General features: G+C 43.4%; 16 protein-coding genes. 7 read left to right on the top strand and 9 right to left on the bottom strand.

Features of this window, described 5'->3' with window-relative positions:
• The first annotated feature begins 90 nt into the window (after nt 1–90).
• The 3 genes from pncB (at nt 91) to asd (ending at nt 3,159) form a co-directional block, all read left to right on the top strand.
• On the top strand, nt 91–1,296 hold the full coding sequence (pncB, locus tag FTT78_RS02345) for a nicotinate phosphoribosyltransferase (RefSeq protein WP_131261228.1): 1,206 nt from the start codon (nt 91–93) through the stop codon (nt 1,294–1,296).
• A 163-nt stretch (nt 1,297–1,459) separates the two neighbouring features.
• Nucleotides 1,460–2,302 (top strand): sulfurtransferase, encoded by an 843-nt coding sequence (locus FTT78_RS02340; RefSeq protein ID WP_167846417.1) that lies wholly within the window; start codon nt 1,460–1,462, stop codon nt 2,300–2,302.
• Entirely contained in the window at nt 2,299–3,159 is an 861-nt protein-coding gene (asd, locus tag FTT78_RS02335; RefSeq protein WP_096901498.1) for an archaetidylserine decarboxylase, read from the top strand. The genes FTT78_RS02340 and asd overlap by 4 nt, the downstream gene beginning before the upstream one ends.
• A 96-nt stretch (nt 3,160–3,255) precedes the next feature.
• Here the strand turns inward: asd and phoR are convergent, their stop codons facing one another.
• From phoR to FTT78_RS02320, 3 genes are all read right to left on the bottom strand, one after another.
• Entirely contained in the window at nt 3,256–4,614 is a 1,359-nt protein-coding gene (gene phoR / locus FTT78_RS02330) for a phosphate regulon sensor histidine kinase PhoR (RefSeq protein WP_179996516.1), read from the bottom strand.
• A 9-nt stretch (nt 4,615–4,623) separates the two neighbouring features.
• Entirely contained in the window at nt 4,624–5,334 is a 711-nt protein-coding gene (gene phoB, locus FTT78_RS02325) for a phosphate regulon transcriptional regulator PhoB (protein WP_004974162.1), read from the bottom strand.
• Nucleotides 5,335–5,830: 496 nt separating this feature from the next.
• The gene (locus FTT78_RS02320) at nt 5,831–6,550 is read right to left on the bottom strand and encodes a TetR/AcrR family transcriptional regulator (protein WP_004974164.1); all 720 of its coding nucleotides are present in this window, start codon (nt 6,548–6,550) and stop codon (nt 5,831–5,833) included.
• Between the two features lie 213 nt (nt 6,551–6,763).
• On the opposite strand from FTT78_RS02320, the gene FTT78_RS02315 reads away from it, so the two are divergent.
• A complete protein-coding gene (locus FTT78_RS02315; protein ID WP_179990730.1) occupies nt 6,764–7,603 on the top strand; it encodes an SDR family oxidoreductase in 840 nt (279 codons plus the stop codon).
• Between the two features lie 26 nt (nt 7,604–7,629).
• Here FTT78_RS02315 and FTT78_RS02310 read toward each other — a convergent pair whose 3' ends face one another.
• The 5 genes from FTT78_RS02310 to FTT78_RS02290 form a co-directional block, all read right to left on the bottom strand.
• Nucleotides 7,630–8,997, bottom strand: a complete 1,368-nt coding sequence (locus FTT78_RS02310) for an MATE family efflux transporter (RefSeq protein WP_096901501.1) — start codon at nt 8,995–8,997, stop codon at nt 7,630–7,632.
• Between the two features lie 114 nt (nt 8,998–9,111).
• The gene (locus tag FTT78_RS02305; protein WP_179997051.1) at nt 9,112–10,266 is read right to left on the bottom strand and encodes a methionine aminotransferase; all 1,155 of its coding nucleotides are present in this window, start codon (nt 10,264–10,266) and stop codon (nt 9,112–9,114) included.
• 158 nt (nt 10,267–10,424) lie between these two features.
• On the bottom strand, nt 10,425–11,753 hold the full coding sequence (locus FTT78_RS02300) for a DUF445 domain-containing protein (RefSeq protein ID WP_004974172.1): 1,329 nt from the start codon (nt 11,751–11,753) through the stop codon (nt 10,425–10,427).
• A gap of 18 nt (nt 11,754–11,771) precedes the next feature.
• Entirely contained in the window at nt 11,772–12,347 is a 576-nt protein-coding gene (locus tag FTT78_RS02295; RefSeq protein WP_179990728.1) for a hypothetical protein, read from the bottom strand.
• A gap of 45 nt (nt 12,348–12,392) precedes the next feature.
• Nucleotides 12,393–12,932 (bottom strand): DUF924 family protein, encoded by a 540-nt coding sequence (locus FTT78_RS02290; RefSeq protein ID WP_179990727.1) that lies wholly within the window; start codon nt 12,930–12,932, stop codon nt 12,393–12,395.
• A 319-nt stretch (nt 12,933–13,251) separates the two neighbouring features.
• Here FTT78_RS02290 and gshA point away from each other — a divergent pair, with 319 nt between their 5' ends.
• The gene (gene gshA / locus FTT78_RS02285) at nt 13,252–14,829 is read left to right on the top strand and encodes a glutamate--cysteine ligase (RefSeq protein WP_180043508.1); all 1,578 of its coding nucleotides are present in this window, start codon (nt 13,252–13,254) and stop codon (nt 14,827–14,829) included.
• 18 nt (nt 14,830–14,847) lie between these two features.
• Nucleotides 14,848–15,381, top strand: a complete 534-nt coding sequence (locus tag FTT78_RS02280) for a disulfide bond formation protein B (RefSeq protein ID WP_004974176.1) — start codon at nt 14,848–14,850, stop codon at nt 15,379–15,381.
• 142 nt (nt 15,382–15,523) lie between these two features.
• Here FTT78_RS02280 and FTT78_RS02275 read toward each other — a convergent pair whose 3' ends face one another.
• The gene (locus FTT78_RS02275; protein ID WP_178318907.1) at nt 15,524–16,855 is read right to left on the bottom strand and encodes an alpha/beta fold hydrolase; all 1,332 of its coding nucleotides are present in this window, start codon (nt 16,853–16,855) and stop codon (nt 15,524–15,526) included.
• A 308-nt stretch (nt 16,856–17,163) separates the two neighbouring features.
• Here FTT78_RS02275 and FTT78_RS02270 point away from each other — a divergent pair, with 308 nt between their 5' ends.
• Nucleotides 17,164–17,748, top strand: coding sequence for a YqiA/YcfP family alpha/beta fold hydrolase (locus tag FTT78_RS02270; protein ID WP_180043506.1), 585 nt, complete (start codon nt 17,164–17,166; stop codon nt 17,746–17,748).
• The last annotated feature ends 2 nt before the right edge of the window (nt 17,749–17,750 follow it).

Raw genomic sequence — 17,750 nt, 5'->3', positions numbered from 1 at the left:
GCAAAGTTGTAACAAGATTGTCGATAAAAGCCCTTTTTTGCTGAATAAAGTATGCTTTAATGCAAGAAGTACCGCGAAATGATGATCCCTATGACCCCCATTATTCAATCTCTGCTCGATACTGATTTATATAAATTCACCATGTTACAGGTGGTGCTGCATAAATTTCCGCAAACGCACAGTGTGTATCAATTCCGCTGCCGTAATCTTGAAGATACCGCGTATCCACTGAGCGATATTTTAGCTGAGTTGAATGCGCAGCTTGATCATTTGTGTCAGTTGAAATTTAAAGAAGATGAATTGCAGTATTTGCGTAATTTACGCTTTATTAAAAGTGACTTTGTCGATTATTTAGAATTATTTCAGCTCAAGCGTCGTTTTATTCACGCCAGTATTGATGCGCAAGGTCGTTTGGATATTCGGGTAGAAGGCCCGATGGTACAGGCCATGATGTTCGAGATTTTTGTCCTGGCAATTGTCAATGAACTGTATTTTCAGCGCATCCGTAATGATGAGGTTTGGGCAGAAGGTGAGCGCCGTTTACAGCAAAAAATTGCCCTGATTCAAAGTTACCAACAGCAGCAACTGCCTGAAGATCCACCATTTTTGGTTTCAGATTTTGGTACGCGCCGCCGTTATAGTTTTGCATGGCAAAAGCACGTGATTGCGGCTTTTCATCAAGCTGTACCTGAAGTGTTTCGTGGTACTAGTAATGTACTGTTGGCTAAAGAATTAGGCATTACCCCAATTGGGACAATGGCACATGAGTTTTTACAGGCATTTCAGGCGCTAGATGTACGTTTACGTGACTTCCAAAAAGCCGCACTAGAAACTTGGGTGCAAGAATATCGGGGTGATTTAGGCATTGCCTTGACTGATGTGGTCGGGATGGATGCTTTCCTGCGTGACTTTGATTTGTATTTTGCCAAGTTATTTGATGGCTTGCGACATGACAGTGGCGACCCGTATGTGTGGGGCGATAAAGCTTATGCACATTATAAAAAGCTAAAAATTGACAGTAAAACTAAAATGCTGACCTTCAGTGATGGCTTAAATGTCGAAAAAGCATGGGCCTTGCATCAGTATTTTAAAGACCGTTTTCAGGTTAGTTTTGGGATTGGTACCAACTTAACCAATGATATGGGGCAAACTGCGCTAAATATTGTGTTGAAATTGGTGGAATGTAATGGTCAGTCGGTGGCGAAATTGTCCGATAGTCCGGGTAAAACCATGACCGATAATGACACCTTCTTGGCATATTTACGCCAAGTTTTTGAAATACAAACGCCTGTTTAAAACCTGAGCACATTGAAAAAACCGAAGAAAATCTTCGGTTTTTTTCTAGATTAAAGCATGTGATTGTTAAAATTCTGCGAAAGTTATGAAAAAAACAGCATGCTATCAAAAATGACCTATACTAAGTTAAAGTTGATTGCCAAACAGACTGAACCGCATAAAAATGAGCACTTCTCCATTCAATTTTGGACTGCTGATTGAAGCAGAAGATTTAGTTCCCTTTTTAGGGCATGAAAAATTGCGCATTGTCGATTTGAGCCGCAATTCGGTGTACGAGCAATTGCATCTTCCGCATGCTTTACAGGTCAAACCGAGCATGTTGCTACGTCAGGATGAAGATACATCGGGTTTATTGCCTGAACCCGAGGCTTTACAAGACTTGATTCAGTATTTGAGTATTTCCCCTGAGCATCATGTGGTCGCCTATGACGATGAAGGTGGCGCATGGGCAGGGCGTCTGATTTGGAATTTACACTGTTTAGGCTTTGAAAATACCAGTTTACTAAATGGTGGGATTCACGCATGGTTGGCAGCAGGTTTTCCAACTACTTCTGAGGTTGAACCGCTAACACCCGTCAGCATGCTTGTTCCTGTTGCCGAGCAAAATCAGTATCGAATTCAATATGATGAGCTATTAGAAAAGTGCCAAAACCAGTCGGTGCAACTTTGGGATTGCCGCACCATAGATGAATATACAGGGCTGCGTTTGGCTGCACGACGCGGCGGTCACATTCCTGGGGCATTGCATTTTGAATGGAGTACTGCCCTTAATCGTGAAAATCATTTAAAATTGCATCCCTTAGAACGCACACGACAGCGTCTGGAACAACTCGGATTCAATTTAAACGAACCTGTAGTGGTGTATTGTCAGTCACATCACCGTTCAGGTTTGGCCTACATTTTAGGGCGTTTATTGGGTTGGAAAATTCAGGCCTATGATGGTGCGTGGAGTGAATGGGGCAACCGCCCTGACAGTCCTGTTATTACTGGAGAGTTGCCGTCTTGAGCCTCACATCACGTTTAAAAAAACAAATTTTCATTCAGGCACAACGCGTTGTGCCACAACATCAATTATCACGTGTTGTGGGTAAACTTGCAGCCAGTGAGCATCCTGTGCTCAAAAATGCGGTGATCACTGCATTCAAGGCGCAATACGGCATTGATATGTCTTTGGCAGAACAAAGCAATGCCTTGAAATATAAATCTTTTAATGAATTTTTTACCCGTTCTTTAAAGCAGGGTGTGCGGGAAATTGACAGCAATCCGAACAGCATTGTATCGCCTGCAGATGGGGCGATTTCACAGTTGGGTAAAATTGAAGATGGGGCAATTTTTCAGGCCAAAGGTCAGCAATTTACGGTTGAAAACTTAATTGCCGACCCGCAATTGGCTGAACCATTTAAAAATGGTCAGTTTGCAACCGTGTATTTATCTCCGCGTGATTATCACCGTGTGCACATGCCTTTTGCAGGCACACTCACCGAAACTTTATATGTGCCAGGTGAGTTGTTTTCTGTCAATCAAACCACAGCCGAAAATATTCCGGGTTTATTTGCCCGCAATGAGCGCATGGTGTGTTTGTTTGATACCGAATTGGGTCGTATGGCGGTTGTTTTGGTGGGTGCCATGATTGTGGCGGGCATTGAAACCGTGGCGACAGGCAAAGTGAAACCATCAGGGCGTTTGGAGCTGAATCAGCACCAATTATTCCTTGAAAAAGGTGCAGAATTAGGACGTTTTTATTTGGGTTCAACCGCGATTGTTTTGTTTGAAGAAAATAAAATGCAGTGGGATGCTGAATTCAAAGCCAATTCTGTAGTGGAAATGGGGAAAGCCCTGGGACATATCGTTTCTGCTGAATAAAATATGTGAATAAAGAAATAAAAAACGCCAAAGTAATTTGGCGTTTTTTTGTTTTTTAAATCTGTAATTTATTGTCTATTTTAGCTCAACCAGCGCTTAAGTTTCGTAATACAAACGCTCTTTTGGGAACACGACTTTAAATATAGAGCCTTGATTTTCTTTAGATTCGACTTCTAAGTGTGCATTATGCTGCATCAAAACGTGCTTCACAATTGCTAAACCTAAACCAGTACCGCCTGTTTGTCGGCTACGTGCGCTGTCTACACGATAAAAGCGTTCGGTTAAGCGTGGTAAGTGTTTCGGATCAATCCCGATGCCTGTATCTTCCACAGTAAAATAACCTTGATTGCCATCATCATGCCAGCCAATGGTAATCGTCCCACCTTTCGGGGTATATTTAATCGCATTGGTGATCAGGTTGCTAAAGGCACTGGCCAATTCTACATCTGAACCAATCAGATCATAATGACTGTCAATATTTAAGTTGAGCGTATGTCCATAATCGACGTTATAGGCATGTGCATCGTCAAATAATTGATTCATTAAACTTGGCATTTCAATAATTTGATTTTTGGCGATGTTTTTTTCATTTTCCAGACGCGACAGCAGCAGCAGGTCATTTACCAAAGCGTTCATGCGTCTGGTTTGTGACTGCATTTGCTCAAAAGCACGTTTCCAACGCGGGTTAATATCTTCCTGATCGGTAAAGGTTTCGATATAACCACTCAGCACCGTTAGCGGAGTGCGTAATTCGTGTGAAATATTATCGACAAAGTCTTTACGCATTTGTTCTAGGTTATGCATACGCGTCATGTCGTAAGCAAATAACAAACGGCTATCGCCACCAAACTGAGTCATTTTGACTTGCACATATTGCCCTTCATGCACGCTAGATTTCATTTTTAAACCGTCAGGTGCTTGATCAATATGATTAAAATATTCAATAAAACTAGGTTGGCGCAAAATAGTGAGGATGTTGCGTCCACGGTCTAAAGGCTGAATACCCAATAGCTTTTCAGCAGCAGGGTTCCACCATTCAATTTGATGATTTTCATCAATCAGCATCACGGCTTCATCCAACGCCACCAATGAAGACTGGGCGCGATCAATCAACCCGACCATTTCGGCCTGAACGATACGTTCCTGACGTTGTGAGCGATAAACATTGAACAGTAATGCACCCCAAATACCATGCAGATTTGGCGGCACATCATAAGGACGATTGGAAATCCAATCATTAACTAAATAGAGGGAGCGCATTTGCTGAAGAAAAAACAGCAAAAAGGCGAGGCTAATACAAATCCAAAAATACCCAATCCCAAAACCAATCAAGCTTGCAATAATTAGGAAAAAGGCCAATAAACGAAAATCTTGTTTGGCAAAAGTCCATAAACTGCTGTAACGAACTTGTTTGAGGTCACGGGCGAGTTCAGGGACTGGGTAAGGTTCGTACATAAAATAATTTTAGCCTAAAGCAACATCCGCACGTGTCGAGAAGCGATAGCCTGTACCACGTACCGTTTGTACAAAACGGTCTACGCCATACGGTTCTAAAACTTTACGTAAACGACGAATATGCACATCAATAGTTCGGTCTTCAATATATACATTGCCGCCCCAGACTTGGTCAAGCAATTGCGCTCGGGTGTAAGCGCGCTCTGGGTGCGTCATAAAGAACGCCAATAGACGATATTCGGTTGGGCCCATTTCTAAAATATTGTCACCAAAACTGACACGCTGGCTGACTGGGTCCAAAATTAAACCGTTGGCATCAATAGTTTTTTCACCGCTTAAGGCATTGGCACGACGTAAGACCGCTTTAATACGTGACACCAGTTCACGGGTCGAGAACGGCTTAGTCATGTAGTCGTCCGCGCCAGCATCTAAACCTTGAACTTTGTGATCTTCTTCGCCACGTGCAGTGAGCATAATCACAGGAATTTCAGCAAGGTTGTCATCGCGTTTTAGGCGACGGCACAAGTCTACACCGCTGACACCGCCTGGCATCATCCAATCAAGCAAGATAAGCGCTGGACGTTGATCGACAATCATCTGATGAGCTTGTTTTGCATCTTCTGCTTGTAAGCACTGAAAGCCTGCCATATCTAAAGAGGTATGGATCATCTCCCGAATTGGAAGTTCGTCATCGACGATTAAAATGTAGTCATCTTTCACAACGCAATATCCTATAGATGTTAACGGTGGACCGTTTTATTTATGACAGGCTTATTACAAAGATTAATTATGACAGTATCATTGCAGAAAGGGTTGAATGGGCTATTTTTGCAATAATTTGTGACAAAATAGTGTCGATTTGATGAAAAAACTGAACAGATTCAGTCAAAGTAAATAGGGTCTGCTGACACTTCGTCTATGTTTGCGACGTGAGAGATATATCTCGCAAGATTTTTTAGCTGATATAAGGCATGAGGCAGGAAATTTAGTTATTCTAAGTGACTGACTCATAACGCAATAGCGGCAAAAAAATATGCTTCGTTCCGAAGGACTGTAGCTAAAACTTTCTCAGATTGCGTTATGAAACTTGGTAATAGACCCACTATTCCCTGCGTTTCATGCCTGATCTGCTCAGTTTTAGCCTACAGCGCAAGCCATTTATGAAATGTCAGCAGACCCCTCTGAATTTGAAAAATATTATGAATATTTTTCGATTTTATGACAATGTCGAAGAATCTTTCACAAAAGCTTGCTCTTTTTCCGAAAAGGTCTGTAATAACGATAAAAATACAATACGGCAAGAAGACAAGACATCTTCCATGGATTGTTTGAAATCGCTCATCACCCAGCGAATCGCAATTTGGGTGACATAACCATTTAAGCCTGTCGCTACCAGTGAAATTTCTCGGTTGGGGCGGTCTAAATGCGGCATCATCAGCATGACAAAGGCCTGAATCATGCGGTCAAAACGCGACATAGTTTCGTGAATGGTGGCTTGGTTATGTAGTTCTTGCACCAGCATGGCATCAATATAAATAATACGTGCCATTTGCGGGTTATTTTTTAGCGTGGTCAGTAAAGCAGTCAGTCCTGCATCAATCATTTTTTTAGGATCAGCCGAGGCTTGCATAATGGCTTGCATGACATTTTGCTGTAATTCATCAATCAATTTTAAAAAAATGGTCTGAAACAGTTCTTCGCTTTTTTTAAAGGATTCGTAGAAATAGCGCTCGGTTAGTTTGGCTTCGGTACAAATATCTTTTACGGTCACGGCAAAAAAACCATGCGTGCCATAGGCTTGAATACCTGCCTCAATCAGTTTTTCACGACGCGCCTGTTTGCGCTCAGTTAAAGACAAGCCTTTAAACTGACGTTCTTTTTGTTGTTTCTGGGTGGTTTTTTCTGTTTCTGCAGTCACGGGCAGTTGTTCTGTCATGTTCAGTTAAGCCAAATAAGAACCGTAATTAGGCTTTATACTAGCAATAATTATCTGTTAAACCTATGTTTTCAGATTCATTTGCGATATTCGTACTGGCTTATATTGACAATACTTATTGTCAAAATTATATTTAAACCACAGCGCATCGCACAGCCCTACAAAACAACAAGCAGGTCTGAACTGTGCACGCCACATACTCAAGGAAATCACATGAAAAATTTTAAAAATAAAGTTGCCGCAATTACAGGCGCAGGCTCGGGTATTGGGCAGCAATTGGCTGTTCTATTGGCGAAGCAAGGCTGTCATTTATCGCTCAGTGATGTGAATGAACAAGGTTTGGCGCAAACAGTGGATTTGCTCAAAGACAGTAATGTGCGCGTGACCATTAAAAAGGTGGATGTTTCTAAATTAGAACAAATGCGCGAATGGGCAGCTGAAACTGTGCGAGACCACGGCTCGGTCAATATGATTTTTAATAATGCAGGCGTGGCGTTGGGTTCTACCGTAGAAGGTGCAAGTTACGAAGAGTTGGAGTGGATTGTTGGTATTAATTTCTGGGGTGTGGTCTATGGCACCAAAGAATTTTTGCCTTTAATCAAACAAACGGGAGATGGTCATATCATTAACATTTCCAGTTTATTTGGTTTAACTGCACAGCCAACGCAGTCGGCTTATAACGCAACCAAATTTGCGGTGCGCGGTTTTACCGAGTCTTTGCGTCAGGAATTGGATTTGGAAAATTGTGGTGTGAGTGCGTTGAGCGTGCATCCAGGCGGGATTCGTACCAATATTGCCAACAATGCTAAAATGAACGACAGCATGCGCACTTTGGGCATGAATCCTGAAAAATCGGCACGTGCTTTTAATAAATTATTGCGTTGCCCGCCTGAAGAAGCGGCGCGCCAAATTTTAGGAGCGGTACAAAAAGACAAGCGCCGTTTATTGATTGGTAATGATGCCAAAACTTTGGATTTAATCCAGCGTATTGTTCCAACGGGTTATCAGAAAGTTACCGCATGGGCGACTAAGTTGGGCAAGAAACGCGGTTAATCTAACTTACAAATATAACAGACCATTCAGACCAAAACCTGAATGGTTTTTTTCTTCCAGACAAATTGATAATACGCACCTTGACCGATGCACAGACTCACAAATGCCAAGGCATAGGCATACCAAATTCCTTGCAAACCCCACCACTGACTGAAGAAATAAGCACACGGTACTTCAATTAAAACAATCGCTAAAATATTGATGATCATTGGAACATTGACCGTGCCACTGGCGCGCATAATGGAGGCAAAAATTGCACTGGCACCAAAAAATAAAATGGCCCATAACACAATAAATAAGAGCTGCTGACCCAGTACCACCACCGCCGGATCGGTAATAAACAACGCCATCAGATATTTAGAAAATAAATAACCCAAGGTGACTAAAATACCTGTAATCAGCAAATTCATGCCTAAGGCTGTACGGGTCACTTTAGCCAGTAATTCGGCTTTGCCTGCACCAATGGCTTGTGCAGCAAAAATTGAAGCGGCAATTGCAATAGATAGCGCAGGAAATTGAATATAGTTCAACACCTGATTAACTGCGCCATAGGCGGCAGTGGCCTCAGCACCATGCCGATTGACCAAACCGACAATCACCAAACCTGCCATAGAGGTAGTGACCATTTGTAAGCCTGTGGGAATCCCTAAGCGTAAAATCACCTTGCTTAAATTGGGTTGATGCCGAATTTGACGTAGTAGATGCACATCCATTTTTAAGGGATGATTCTTTTTATTCAGGTAAATCACCAAAAAAATTAAAACAGCCAGATAGCCCAGAATGGTGGCAATTGCAGGGGCAATAATGCCCAAGCGAGGAAAGCCAAAATAACCTGCAATCAGGATGGGGGTAATCACCAATCCCATTAAACTAGTCAAACTCAGGGCAATGAGTGGCGTAAGGCTATCGCCCACTCCACGTAAAATAGAGGTATAAATAATATAAACAAACAGCAGTGGGCTGCCTGCCAACATCCATTGCACATACGGCAGGGATAGATGCATCACTTTAGGGTCTGTGCCTAATAATATTAAAATTTGTTCGGCAAAAATCACCCCCAAACAGGCAATGAAACTGCCGCCAATTAGGGTCATAAATAAAGTCGAACCGACAATACAACGCACTTTTTCGACATTTTGTGCGCCCCACGCTTGCCCGACCAACACGGTCGATCCTGCCGAAAGCCCAATCACAAAGGCCATCAGGCAAAAAATAATGGGAAAAAATACCGACACCGCAGCAATGGCTTCCACACCGAGCATTTGCCCGACAAAAATCGTGTTAATGGTGCCCGAAAGATTTTGCAAAATATTGGTGGCAATCAGTGGCAATAGAAACACCAAAAAGGTTTTCCAAAGCTGAGGGTGATCGACCAGTGCCTGAGGTCTTGCCATGCCAAATCCTGCGCTTCAATATGCGGTTGTTTGAAATTTCACCCTAGCATGATTTGGTCATAAAAAGCCTTAGCTTTTCAGTAACTCAGTGACATTTCAGTGGAGCTTCATCGCTTAAATTGCCGATAAAATTTCACCTGCACGCAACAGGGTTTCGGTTTTTTTAGCAAAGCAGAAACGGATTAAACGTAAATCATCGGGTGGGGTTTGATAAAATGCAGACACAGGAATACCGACAATGCCGTGCTGCTCGGCTAGAAAATGGCACATATCGACAGCATTTAAGCTGGGACGGATATTGCTGTAATCTAAATTTTGAAAATAAGTGCCTTGTGCAGGGCTGAATTGAAAGCGTGAATTGGCAATGCCTTGATTAAACAAATCACGTTTGTCCTGATAAAACTTTGCCAGTTCTGCAATATGTTCAGGGTGCTGCTGCATATAATTTGCCAAAGCCACTTGCACAGCGCTAACTCCGCAGAAATTAATAAATTGATAGGCTTGGCGAAAGAGCTGCATTAAGGCAGGTGCAGCCGCACAGTAGCCTGTTTTCCAGCCTGTGACATGAAAAGTTTTACCAAAGGAACCCACGACAAAACTGCGTTCCCTAAGCTCAGGAAAAGACAGTGCAGAGCGGTGTTGATGCGCATCAAAGACCAAATGTTCATAGACTTCATCGGACAGCACCACAATATTATGTTCCTGAATAACATCAATTAAATGCTGCCAATCTTGCGCTGACCATACTGTGCCTGTGGGGTTATGTGGTGTGTTGATGATGATCATGCGGGTTTTGGCATGAATCGCATCTTTGACCATATTCCAGTCCACCTGAAAATGTGGAGCCTGCAGCGGAATATGAACGGCTTTTGCACCCAACAATTTTACACAGGGTGCATAACTGTCATAACTTGGATCAAAAATAATGACTTCATCGCCTGCCTGCAGCACGGTTTGCATGATGCTAAAAATAGCCAGTGTTGCCCCTGGGGTGATGGTAATTTCACTGATCGGGTCAAGCATTAGCTGATCACGCTGTAAAAATTGCTGTGCCAGTTGTTCGCGTAGTGGCAAGTAACCATCGCCCGAAGGATATTGATTGAAGCCTGCGTGTGTGGCTTGGCTTAAAGCATCCAGTAATGCTGCAGGTGGGGGAAAGTCGGGAAAACCCTGCGATAAATTTAAGGCATTCAGTTGTTGTGCCAAGTTAGACATGGTACTAAAAATACTCAGACCTTGAGCAGGCAGTTTCGCGTGAATATCGAGCATAGTGGGGTTCTGGTTGTGGCAGCAGCTTGTTTTACATCGTAGCGTTTTCAGGGGGGAATGCAAATGGGGTAAAGGGTGATGATGTGGCTTGAATAGATCGTTCGAGGCGTTATTTTTGATTGAACACCTCAAGATCGACTTATCAAAAAAATTTCATCTCAAATCAACTCCACCAATGCCCGAATAATCCCCAATCCCAGACCAATAAATGCACCTACCACTACACCATTGACCCGAATCATGTGTAAATCACCACCCACTTCGTTTTCAATTTTGCCAATCATTTCGCGTGAGTCCCATTCATGAATGCGCTCACTAATAAAGCGAATCACTTTTTCACTATATTGATCTGACAAGTTCACCGCAATCGTACTCATTTTTTCATTCAGTAATTGACGTACTGCGGTATTGGCAATGATATTTTCACCGACTTGCTGAATAGCAACACGCAGGTTTTGTGCAATTCCCGAATCCGGTTTTTGTAAATCTTCCTTAATCGCATTGCAGAGAATCACCACTGCACCACTGATAAAATTCAAGACTTGTGGACTGTCTAATAGGGCATTTTTAGTGTCATTTAGACGTAGACTGGCACTGCTGTTGTTATCTGCCAGTTGTAACATCAGTTGTTGCCCAGCCTCTTCAATTTTTTGTCGCCAAGGGTGTTCAGGGTCTGCCAACATAGATTCGACCCGTTGCAGTAAAGAATCTATGGTGCGTTGCTGCACATCAATTCCAATCCAGCTCGCACCTTTGGCCAGTTTCCACACGCCAAGCTCTTTAAACAATTGACGGGTCAATTCACGGCTTTTTTCAGGATGTTTCAGCATCCAGTCATGGGCAAGGTCTAAACCGCGTTGCAGCACATCCTGATGAAAGTCATTTTCCAAAACCGCACGCAGCATTTCACTGGCCAAGTAGTTGACCTGCGTGTTGCGAACCCATTGCACACTGTTGCTTTGAATAAAGCGCCCAATTTGTTCTTGCCCGACAAATTCAAAAATTTTCGGTACAGTCTGCTGAATGACTTGGGTCACTTGCGCATTATTTTGTGGATTCGCCAACCATTTGCCCACGGATAAAGATAAGTCAGTGCTGTGCAGGCTTTTTTGTACCACTTGGGGCGATAAAAAGTTTTCCTGCACAAAGCGCCCCATCGACTCGGCAATACGGTCTTTGTTGCGTGGAATAATTTCGGTGTGATCACGTAAGAATTTAGGAATTGGCATTTTGCCAAAAGGATTGCGAAACAGCACCGTAATCGCATACCAGTCTGCCAGACCACCGACCACGCCTGCTTCGGCAGACAGCATTAGTATGTGAATCAACCACGTATATTCAGGCAGTAATTTTGCGGTTAGCATTAATGCCAGCCATGCCACCACGGCAATCACTAAAGCAATGGTGGCAAAGCGTTTACTGCGTTGCAGGCTCGGAGAGCTATGCTGCGAGCTGCTCGCTAAAGTGTGGTCAGACGCTGTATTCATGCAGGCATCCTTATCTCATTAGGGCGCGGCAGGGGCAGAGGTTGGTGGGGGTAATGGTTGTCCTGTGGGACTTAAACCATATTTTGCCCCCAGTGATTGTAAAATTAGGCTCGCATCAAAGGCATCTTCAGGTGCAGATTTTTGATCTTTAAAACACTGAATGGTGTAAGACACTTGAGTCGGATCGAGGGTCACCACTTGCGGCATATCATAGAATGGGTCAGGCCAGAATGGTGCGCGACGATGATAATATCCATACGGCGAATAGCTATACGGATAGTAACTTGGTGCAGGGTAAACCACGGCTTGTCTAGGTGGTTTCTGGCTACGGTTACTCGGATCATCTAAAACTTTAAAAAAGCGAAAACCGTGTTGCAGCGTGGTTTGTGCTGCTTTCACCAAAGTAATTTCTTCTGCTGTGCCAAAACTCATGTTATGACCCGCTAAAAAACTAATCCGATAGGTTTGCGCATTGAGCGGTGTGGTGCTGTATTGCCCCAACTGTTCAAAGCTGAGCGGTTTAGAGGGTGTCGTGGCACAGCCTGTAAACAGCAAACTGCTGGCAAGGGCAAGACCGAGTAGGGAATATTTCATGTGAAAGCTCCTGTACACATCAACCAGCCAAGACAAGCTCGCCAGTTAGAAACTGCTATTGGGTTGGGTTAAAAACTCAAGTTCTTCTGCACTCGAAGGACGTCCCAACACCTGATTCCGATGCGGATAACGCCCAAAACGGTCAATAATCACTTTATGTTTCAGTTCATAGCCCAACACGGTGGGGTCATTCAAACTTTCAAACAGCGTCAATGCGACTTCGTGAATACGTTTGGATTCACTGTGCATAAACGGCATATATAAAAAACGGCGTTCGGTTGGGTTTAAGTCCTGATCCAATTTTAAGTGAATCATTTCCTGTGCCAACACCAAGGCTATTCCATCTTGGGCAAAGGCACGCGGGTCATTACGGTATAAATTACGTGATAATTGATCTAAAACAATGATTTCAGCCAAACGACCTGCGGGTGTTTCGCGCCATGTCCATAGTTCTCCTTGTGCCGCTTGTTGCAGTACATCGGTAAATTTTTCTGCAAGCACGGCATCAAACTCTGCGCTTTTGACAAACCAGTTCGGTTCAGCAGCAGGAGAAAACCAAAAATCTAAAAAATCCTGATAATTCATACGCTTTATTATTTACCTCTGTTCTTTTGATTATAAAATCACAAATTTAGCATGTCTTATAGTGCAACTTTGTGATAAAAAATTGCCAAATTAAAATTTATTGACGTTGACCACATTTATTAAATGTCAGCATGCCCCAAAATCATCATTTTGTTAGAAAAAACAGCCCAAGCGCATGTGCTGATGCCAAATCAAGTTATACTTGAACGGTAGCAATTTCATCTCAGATCATCTGCATGATAGAGAAAATTGCCACCGACCCAAAATCAGCCTGTGGTTTATGTCGTATTTGTAGTGTATTGGATTAAGCGAGAGTGTAATGAGTCAACCCGAACCAAATGCGCAAGATGTTCTACCAACATGGGTAGACGCTGCGTTGCTTCAAGGGATGTTGCGCGGGATTGAACGCGAAAGTCTGCGTATGCAAAGCGATGGCTTCTTGTCGCAGCAAGCACATCCTCAAGCCTTGGGTTCGGCACTCACACATCCGCATATTACTACGGACTATTCCGAAGCGTTGATGGAGTTCATTACTCCACCGCAAAGCAGCATTCAACACGCGCTTGATTATTTGCGAGATATTCATAGCGTGGTGCATCAGCACTTAGGCGAAGGTGAAAAACTTTGGCCGCTGTCGATGCCATGTATGCTTGATGAAACCGATGACGGTATTCCACTGGCGCAATATGGCAGCTCCAATATTGGGCGCTTTAAAACTTTGTATCGCCGTGGTTTAGGTGTGCGCTATGGTCGCCGTATGCAGACTATTTCAGGGGTGCATTATAATTTATCCTTCCCTGAACATTTATTTGCCGCCTTGCAACAACATGAAAGTGATGAGCAGCTCAAAGCACTGAGTTTGCAAGATTATCGTAGTCATCGTTATTTAGGTTTAATTCGTAACTTTATTCGTTTAACACCATTGGTGATGTTTTTAGTCGGTGCAAGTCCATCGGTTTGTCAGTGTTTTATGACGGGGCGTGAACATCATTTGCTGCCGTTGTTAAGAGGCACGTTGTATTTACCGTATGCGACTGCATTGCGTATGGGTAACTTTGGCTATCAAAACTCGGCGCAGAAAAAACTTGGTATTCATTACAATGATTTAACGGGTTATTTGGATGGTTTGCAAAAAGCCGTAAAAACCCCGTACTTGCCATTTAGCCGCTTAGGTTTAGATGATGCCACGGGTGAGCCAATTCAAATTAATGACCATGTGCTGCAAATTGAAAATGAGTACTATAGTTTAGTGCGCCCAAAACAAGTGCCACAAGAGGGTGAAACCCCATCTCAAGCACTTGCCAATCGTGGTATTGGTTATGTCGAATTACGCGCGGTAGATGTTAATCCGTATAGCCCAATTGGGATAGATGAACATACCGCAGGCTTTTTGGAAGTCTTAGCATTGTATTGTTTGTTGCAAGACAGCCCAGCCTTGTTAGATGCGGAACAAAGTATCATCGAAAAAAATCAGGCCGAAGTGGTCAATCGTGGGCGTGCGCCAAATGCGCACATTCAAGAGAGCGATGTTAAAACCCCAATTGAAGCGTGGGGACAGCAGTATGTCACCGCCATGCAACCTTTGGCTGCTTTACTCGACCAAAGTTATGCGACGCAGCTGTATTCTCAAGCTTTAGAACGCATGATGGTGCGTTTGCATGAAGTCGATGAAACTCTGTCGGCACACATGATTGCCGATACTATTCGTCATGGCGGTACGTGGGGCTTTGGCAGTTATATGGCGCAGCAACATGCACATGCGTATGAGCAACATGCGCTGCGTCCTGAAACACAAACATATTTTGATGAAATTGCAGTGCAATCTATTCAGCAACAACAACAACTTGAACAAGCACAGGGTCTGAGTTTTGCAGACTATGTCGCACAATATAGATAACAGCTCAGAGATTTAAACATGCAATTGAGTTATCGTCTGCTAAGTGGTGTTTTATTTTTAGCCAGTGTCATTGGGATGACATTTGCATTGTATTTAGAGCATGTGCAAGGTTTAGCGCCGTGTCCACTGTGCGTTTTTCAGCGGGTGGGCTTAATTGCATTGGGTTTGGTTTCACTGATTGCTTTTGTGCATAACCCTAAATCTAACGTGGTTAAGCGTATTTACGCGCTGTTCGGCAGTATTGGAATTTTATGGTCAGTGGGTGTGGCAGCACGGCATGTGTGGCTGCAAAACTTACCGCCCGATCAAGTGCCAAGCTGCGGTCCAGGGCTAGATTATTTGGTAGATGCCTTACCCATGAAAGCCGTATTGCAACAAGTACTGTCGGGTTCAGGTGAATGTGCTGTGATTGACTGGACGTTCTTGGGGCAGTCTTTACCCGTGTGGTCATTGCTGTTCTTTAGCGTGTTGGCACTCATCAGTTTATGGCAATTGCTGCGTAACTATCCGTTTGTGGCATCGACTACATTTGGCAAAGTGAAGAAAAAATAAATTCGGGCTACTTGCTCACTGAATTGATAAAAATGCGCCATCTCAATGTAGATGGCGCTTTTTTATTTGTGTATTTAGGGGCTGTTGAAAATCCATCTAAAAATCATCGTGTTGTAGCGTATTTTGAACTGTTTAGACTATGTTAGGTGAGCGCAATGCCTTCTAAACTTGACCAATCGCCAATAAATTCATGAATTTGCTGCTCTGGCACTTCTTCATGCGCAGGATAAAACCATTTCACCAATTGCTCTGCCACACTTGGATGATATTGTAACTGAAAGTGGTTCAGACCATAGAACACAGCTTTGTGCGATTCAGGCAGTTTTAATTGAAAACGTGGGTTAGGATGTTCCCCCAAAGCACTTTTTATACTGACTAAATAATCGCCAATGACTTTGCGAGTCAGGTTCTGCTTTTTCTCAAACTCAATGCTGCCTGCCACGAAATAAGCATTAATATGGGTCGGCAAAGGTGCGGGTTTGCGGTTGTCATCGACCTGTCCAATTCGTGCCTGATTATGTTCCCAGTCATCATCTCGCACACTGCCATAGCGCAAATCTAAAATGCCGTTGCTGCGAATATTGACCAGATGCCCGACAATTTTCACAATGGGAAAGCGACCTAATTTTTCCTGTAAATGGAAACCAAAACGCTCCAACACTGCTCCGTGATGTGGTGAGCCTAAACAGACCAGATTTTCGACCAAGTGAATCCAGTGCTGCAAATTTTGCTTGCCGTAAAACAGCGCACTGCGCGACACCAAGCCACCCATGCTGTGCCCAATTAAATCAATACTGGTAATTTTAGGATGACGCTGAATTAAATCATCTAAGGTATTGGCAAGACTGCGGCCATTGGCAGAAATGCGACGCCCTGTATTGTAATTCAGATATAACATGGTGTTATGGTCACGTTGTGCCAGTAATTTTTCACCAAAACCACCAAATTGGTGTGTAGTCCAATCGAGGTGATTGCGGCATAAACCGTGCACAAAAATTACCACACGTCCAGACAAATCGCCTTGTTGGACTTCGCCATAATGGTCATAGAGCACCATAGGTAAGGCGAGCGGATTTTGCTGTTCGAGTAGATAATCTCCCAGTACGCCATTCAGTACACCGACTAAAAAATGCAGGCTTGGCGTGAGTGCTTTGTCATGTAAGTTGGGAAATTGCGCAATGATTTGACGTAAACCTGGTGCAACAAAGTGATAGCCGTATTGTTGTAAGCTGTGGAAGGCAAACTTATACAACTTTTGAAAAGTTGCGGTTTTTTGAAACTTTTGCGAGCGTTGTTCGCTCATGCCAAATACGCTGAGCAAAACTTCACGCTGAATGGTTTGAATCACTTCGCTCATCACGGCATTCAGGCGCGTGCTGACCAACTGTGCCAAGCCTTCTAAGATATCGGCCTGACTTGGAGGTGTACGATCCCATCTACAATACGTTTCATGCAGCGGTGTTAAACTTGGCATACTGTGTTGCCCCTTGTGTTCCCATATACCGAACGCTTTATTTTTACTTGGGTTCGCGGTATAAACTCAAGGGTCTGCTGGCATTTCATGAATTTACAGAACTGCAAATTTTTAGATGAATTGTCACCAAACCCGATACTTTTATTTTATCGTGTTCATCTTGAACTACTTGTAAAATACCGATGACTGCCAAGATGTTCGCATCTTTTTGTCTAACAATTGCATTTTTCCATGAAAATTAAATTAAAAACGCAAAATAAGTGCTGTATCAGCCAAAAATTGAATGGTGTTACTAAGAAATGTCGCGCATGAATTTAATTTATTTACATGGTTTTCAAAGTAGTCCTTTGTCTATGAAAGGGCAGCTATTGTATGCCTATGTGCAGCAGCATCGCCCTGGTATTCAGATGCATTTGCCCGATTTAAATGCTCCACCTTTAGAGGTTTTGGCAAACGTATCGGCATTGATTCGACGTTTGCCCAATGTGGCATTGGTGGGCAGCAGTCTAGGCGGCTTTTATGCGACACAACTGGTCGCACAGCATCATGTGCCTGCTGTTGTGATTAACCCTGCTATGCGACCATGGCAATTGTTTCAGGACTTGTTTGGCGATGTGCTGCCCTATGTGGTACATCCGAACTGGAGCTTAACTGCAGCGCAATTGGATGACTTAGCAGACATTGCGTTGCCAGTTGCGCAAGATGCAGACAAAATATTGGTGTTATTGCAACAAGGCGATGAAGTTTTGGATTATCGTGAAGCGCAGCGTTATTATAGTGCTGCCTCACCTTCGGCCATGATCATGACTGAAGCGCACGGCAATCATGCCATGGATAATTTTGCAGACAAAATTCCGATGTTACTGCAATTTTTATCGGATTCCCTAGCTTAAGG

This window comes from Acinetobacter sp. YH01011, assembly GCF_013420785.1.
Taxonomy (GTDB): domain Bacteria; phylum Pseudomonadota; class Gammaproteobacteria; order Pseudomonadales; family Moraxellaceae; genus Acinetobacter; species Acinetobacter towneri.
The sequence above is the reverse complement of the archived record's forward strand: the minus strand, read 5'-3'. Positions and strand labels throughout refer to the sequence as shown.

Bases quoted from the DNA above. Each gene is read 5' to 3' on its own strand.
- FTT78_RS02340 (WP_167846417.1), top strand. From the start codon at position 1,460: ATGAGCACTTCTCCATTCAATTTTGGACTGCTGATTGAAGCAGAAGAT.
- FTT78_RS02290 (WP_179990727.1), bottom strand. From the start codon at position 12,932: ATGAATTATCAGGATTTTTTAGATTTTTGGTTTTCTCCTGCTGCTGAA.
- FTT78_RS02310 (WP_096901501.1), bottom strand. From the start codon at position 8,997: ATGGCAAGACCTCAGGCACTGGTCGATCACCCTCAGCTTTGGAAAACC.
- phoR (WP_179996516.1), bottom strand. From the start codon at position 4,614: ATGTACGAACCTTACCCAGTCCCTGAACTCGCCCGTGACCTCAAACAA.
- FTT78_RS02280 (WP_004974176.1), top strand. From the start codon at position 14,848: ATGCAATTGAGTTATCGTCTGCTAAGTGGTGTTTTATTTTTAGCCAGT.
- FTT78_RS02300 (WP_004974172.1), bottom strand. From the start codon at position 11,753: ATGAATACAGCGTCTGACCACACTTTAGCGAGCAGCTCGCAGCATAGC.
- pncB (WP_131261228.1), top strand. From the start codon at position 91: ATGACCCCCATTATTCAATCTCTGCTCGATACTGATTTATATAAATTC.
- FTT78_RS02305 (WP_179997051.1), bottom strand. From the start codon at position 10,266: ATGCTCGATATTCACGCGAAACTGCCTGCTCAAGGTCTGAGTATTTTT.
- FTT78_RS02320 (WP_004974164.1), bottom strand. From the start codon at position 6,550: ATGACAGAACAACTGCCCGTGACTGCAGAAACAGAAAAAACCACCCAG.
- FTT78_RS02295 (WP_179990728.1), bottom strand. From the start codon at position 12,347: ATGAAATATTCCCTACTCGGTCTTGCCCTTGCCAGCAGTTTGCTGTTT.
- FTT78_RS02275 (WP_178318907.1), bottom strand. From the start codon at position 16,855: ATGCCAAGTTTAACACCGCTGCATGAAACGTATTGTAGATGGGATCGT.
- FTT78_RS02270 (WP_180043506.1), top strand. From the start codon at position 17,164: ATGAATTTAATTTATTTACATGGTTTTCAAAGTAGTCCTTTGTCTATG.
- gshA (WP_180043508.1), top strand. From the start codon at position 13,252: ATGAGTCAACCCGAACCAAATGCGCAAGATGTTCTACCAACATGGGTA.
- FTT78_RS02315 (WP_179990730.1), top strand. From the start codon at position 6,764: ATGAAAAATTTTAAAAATAAAGTTGCCGCAATTACAGGCGCAGGCTCG.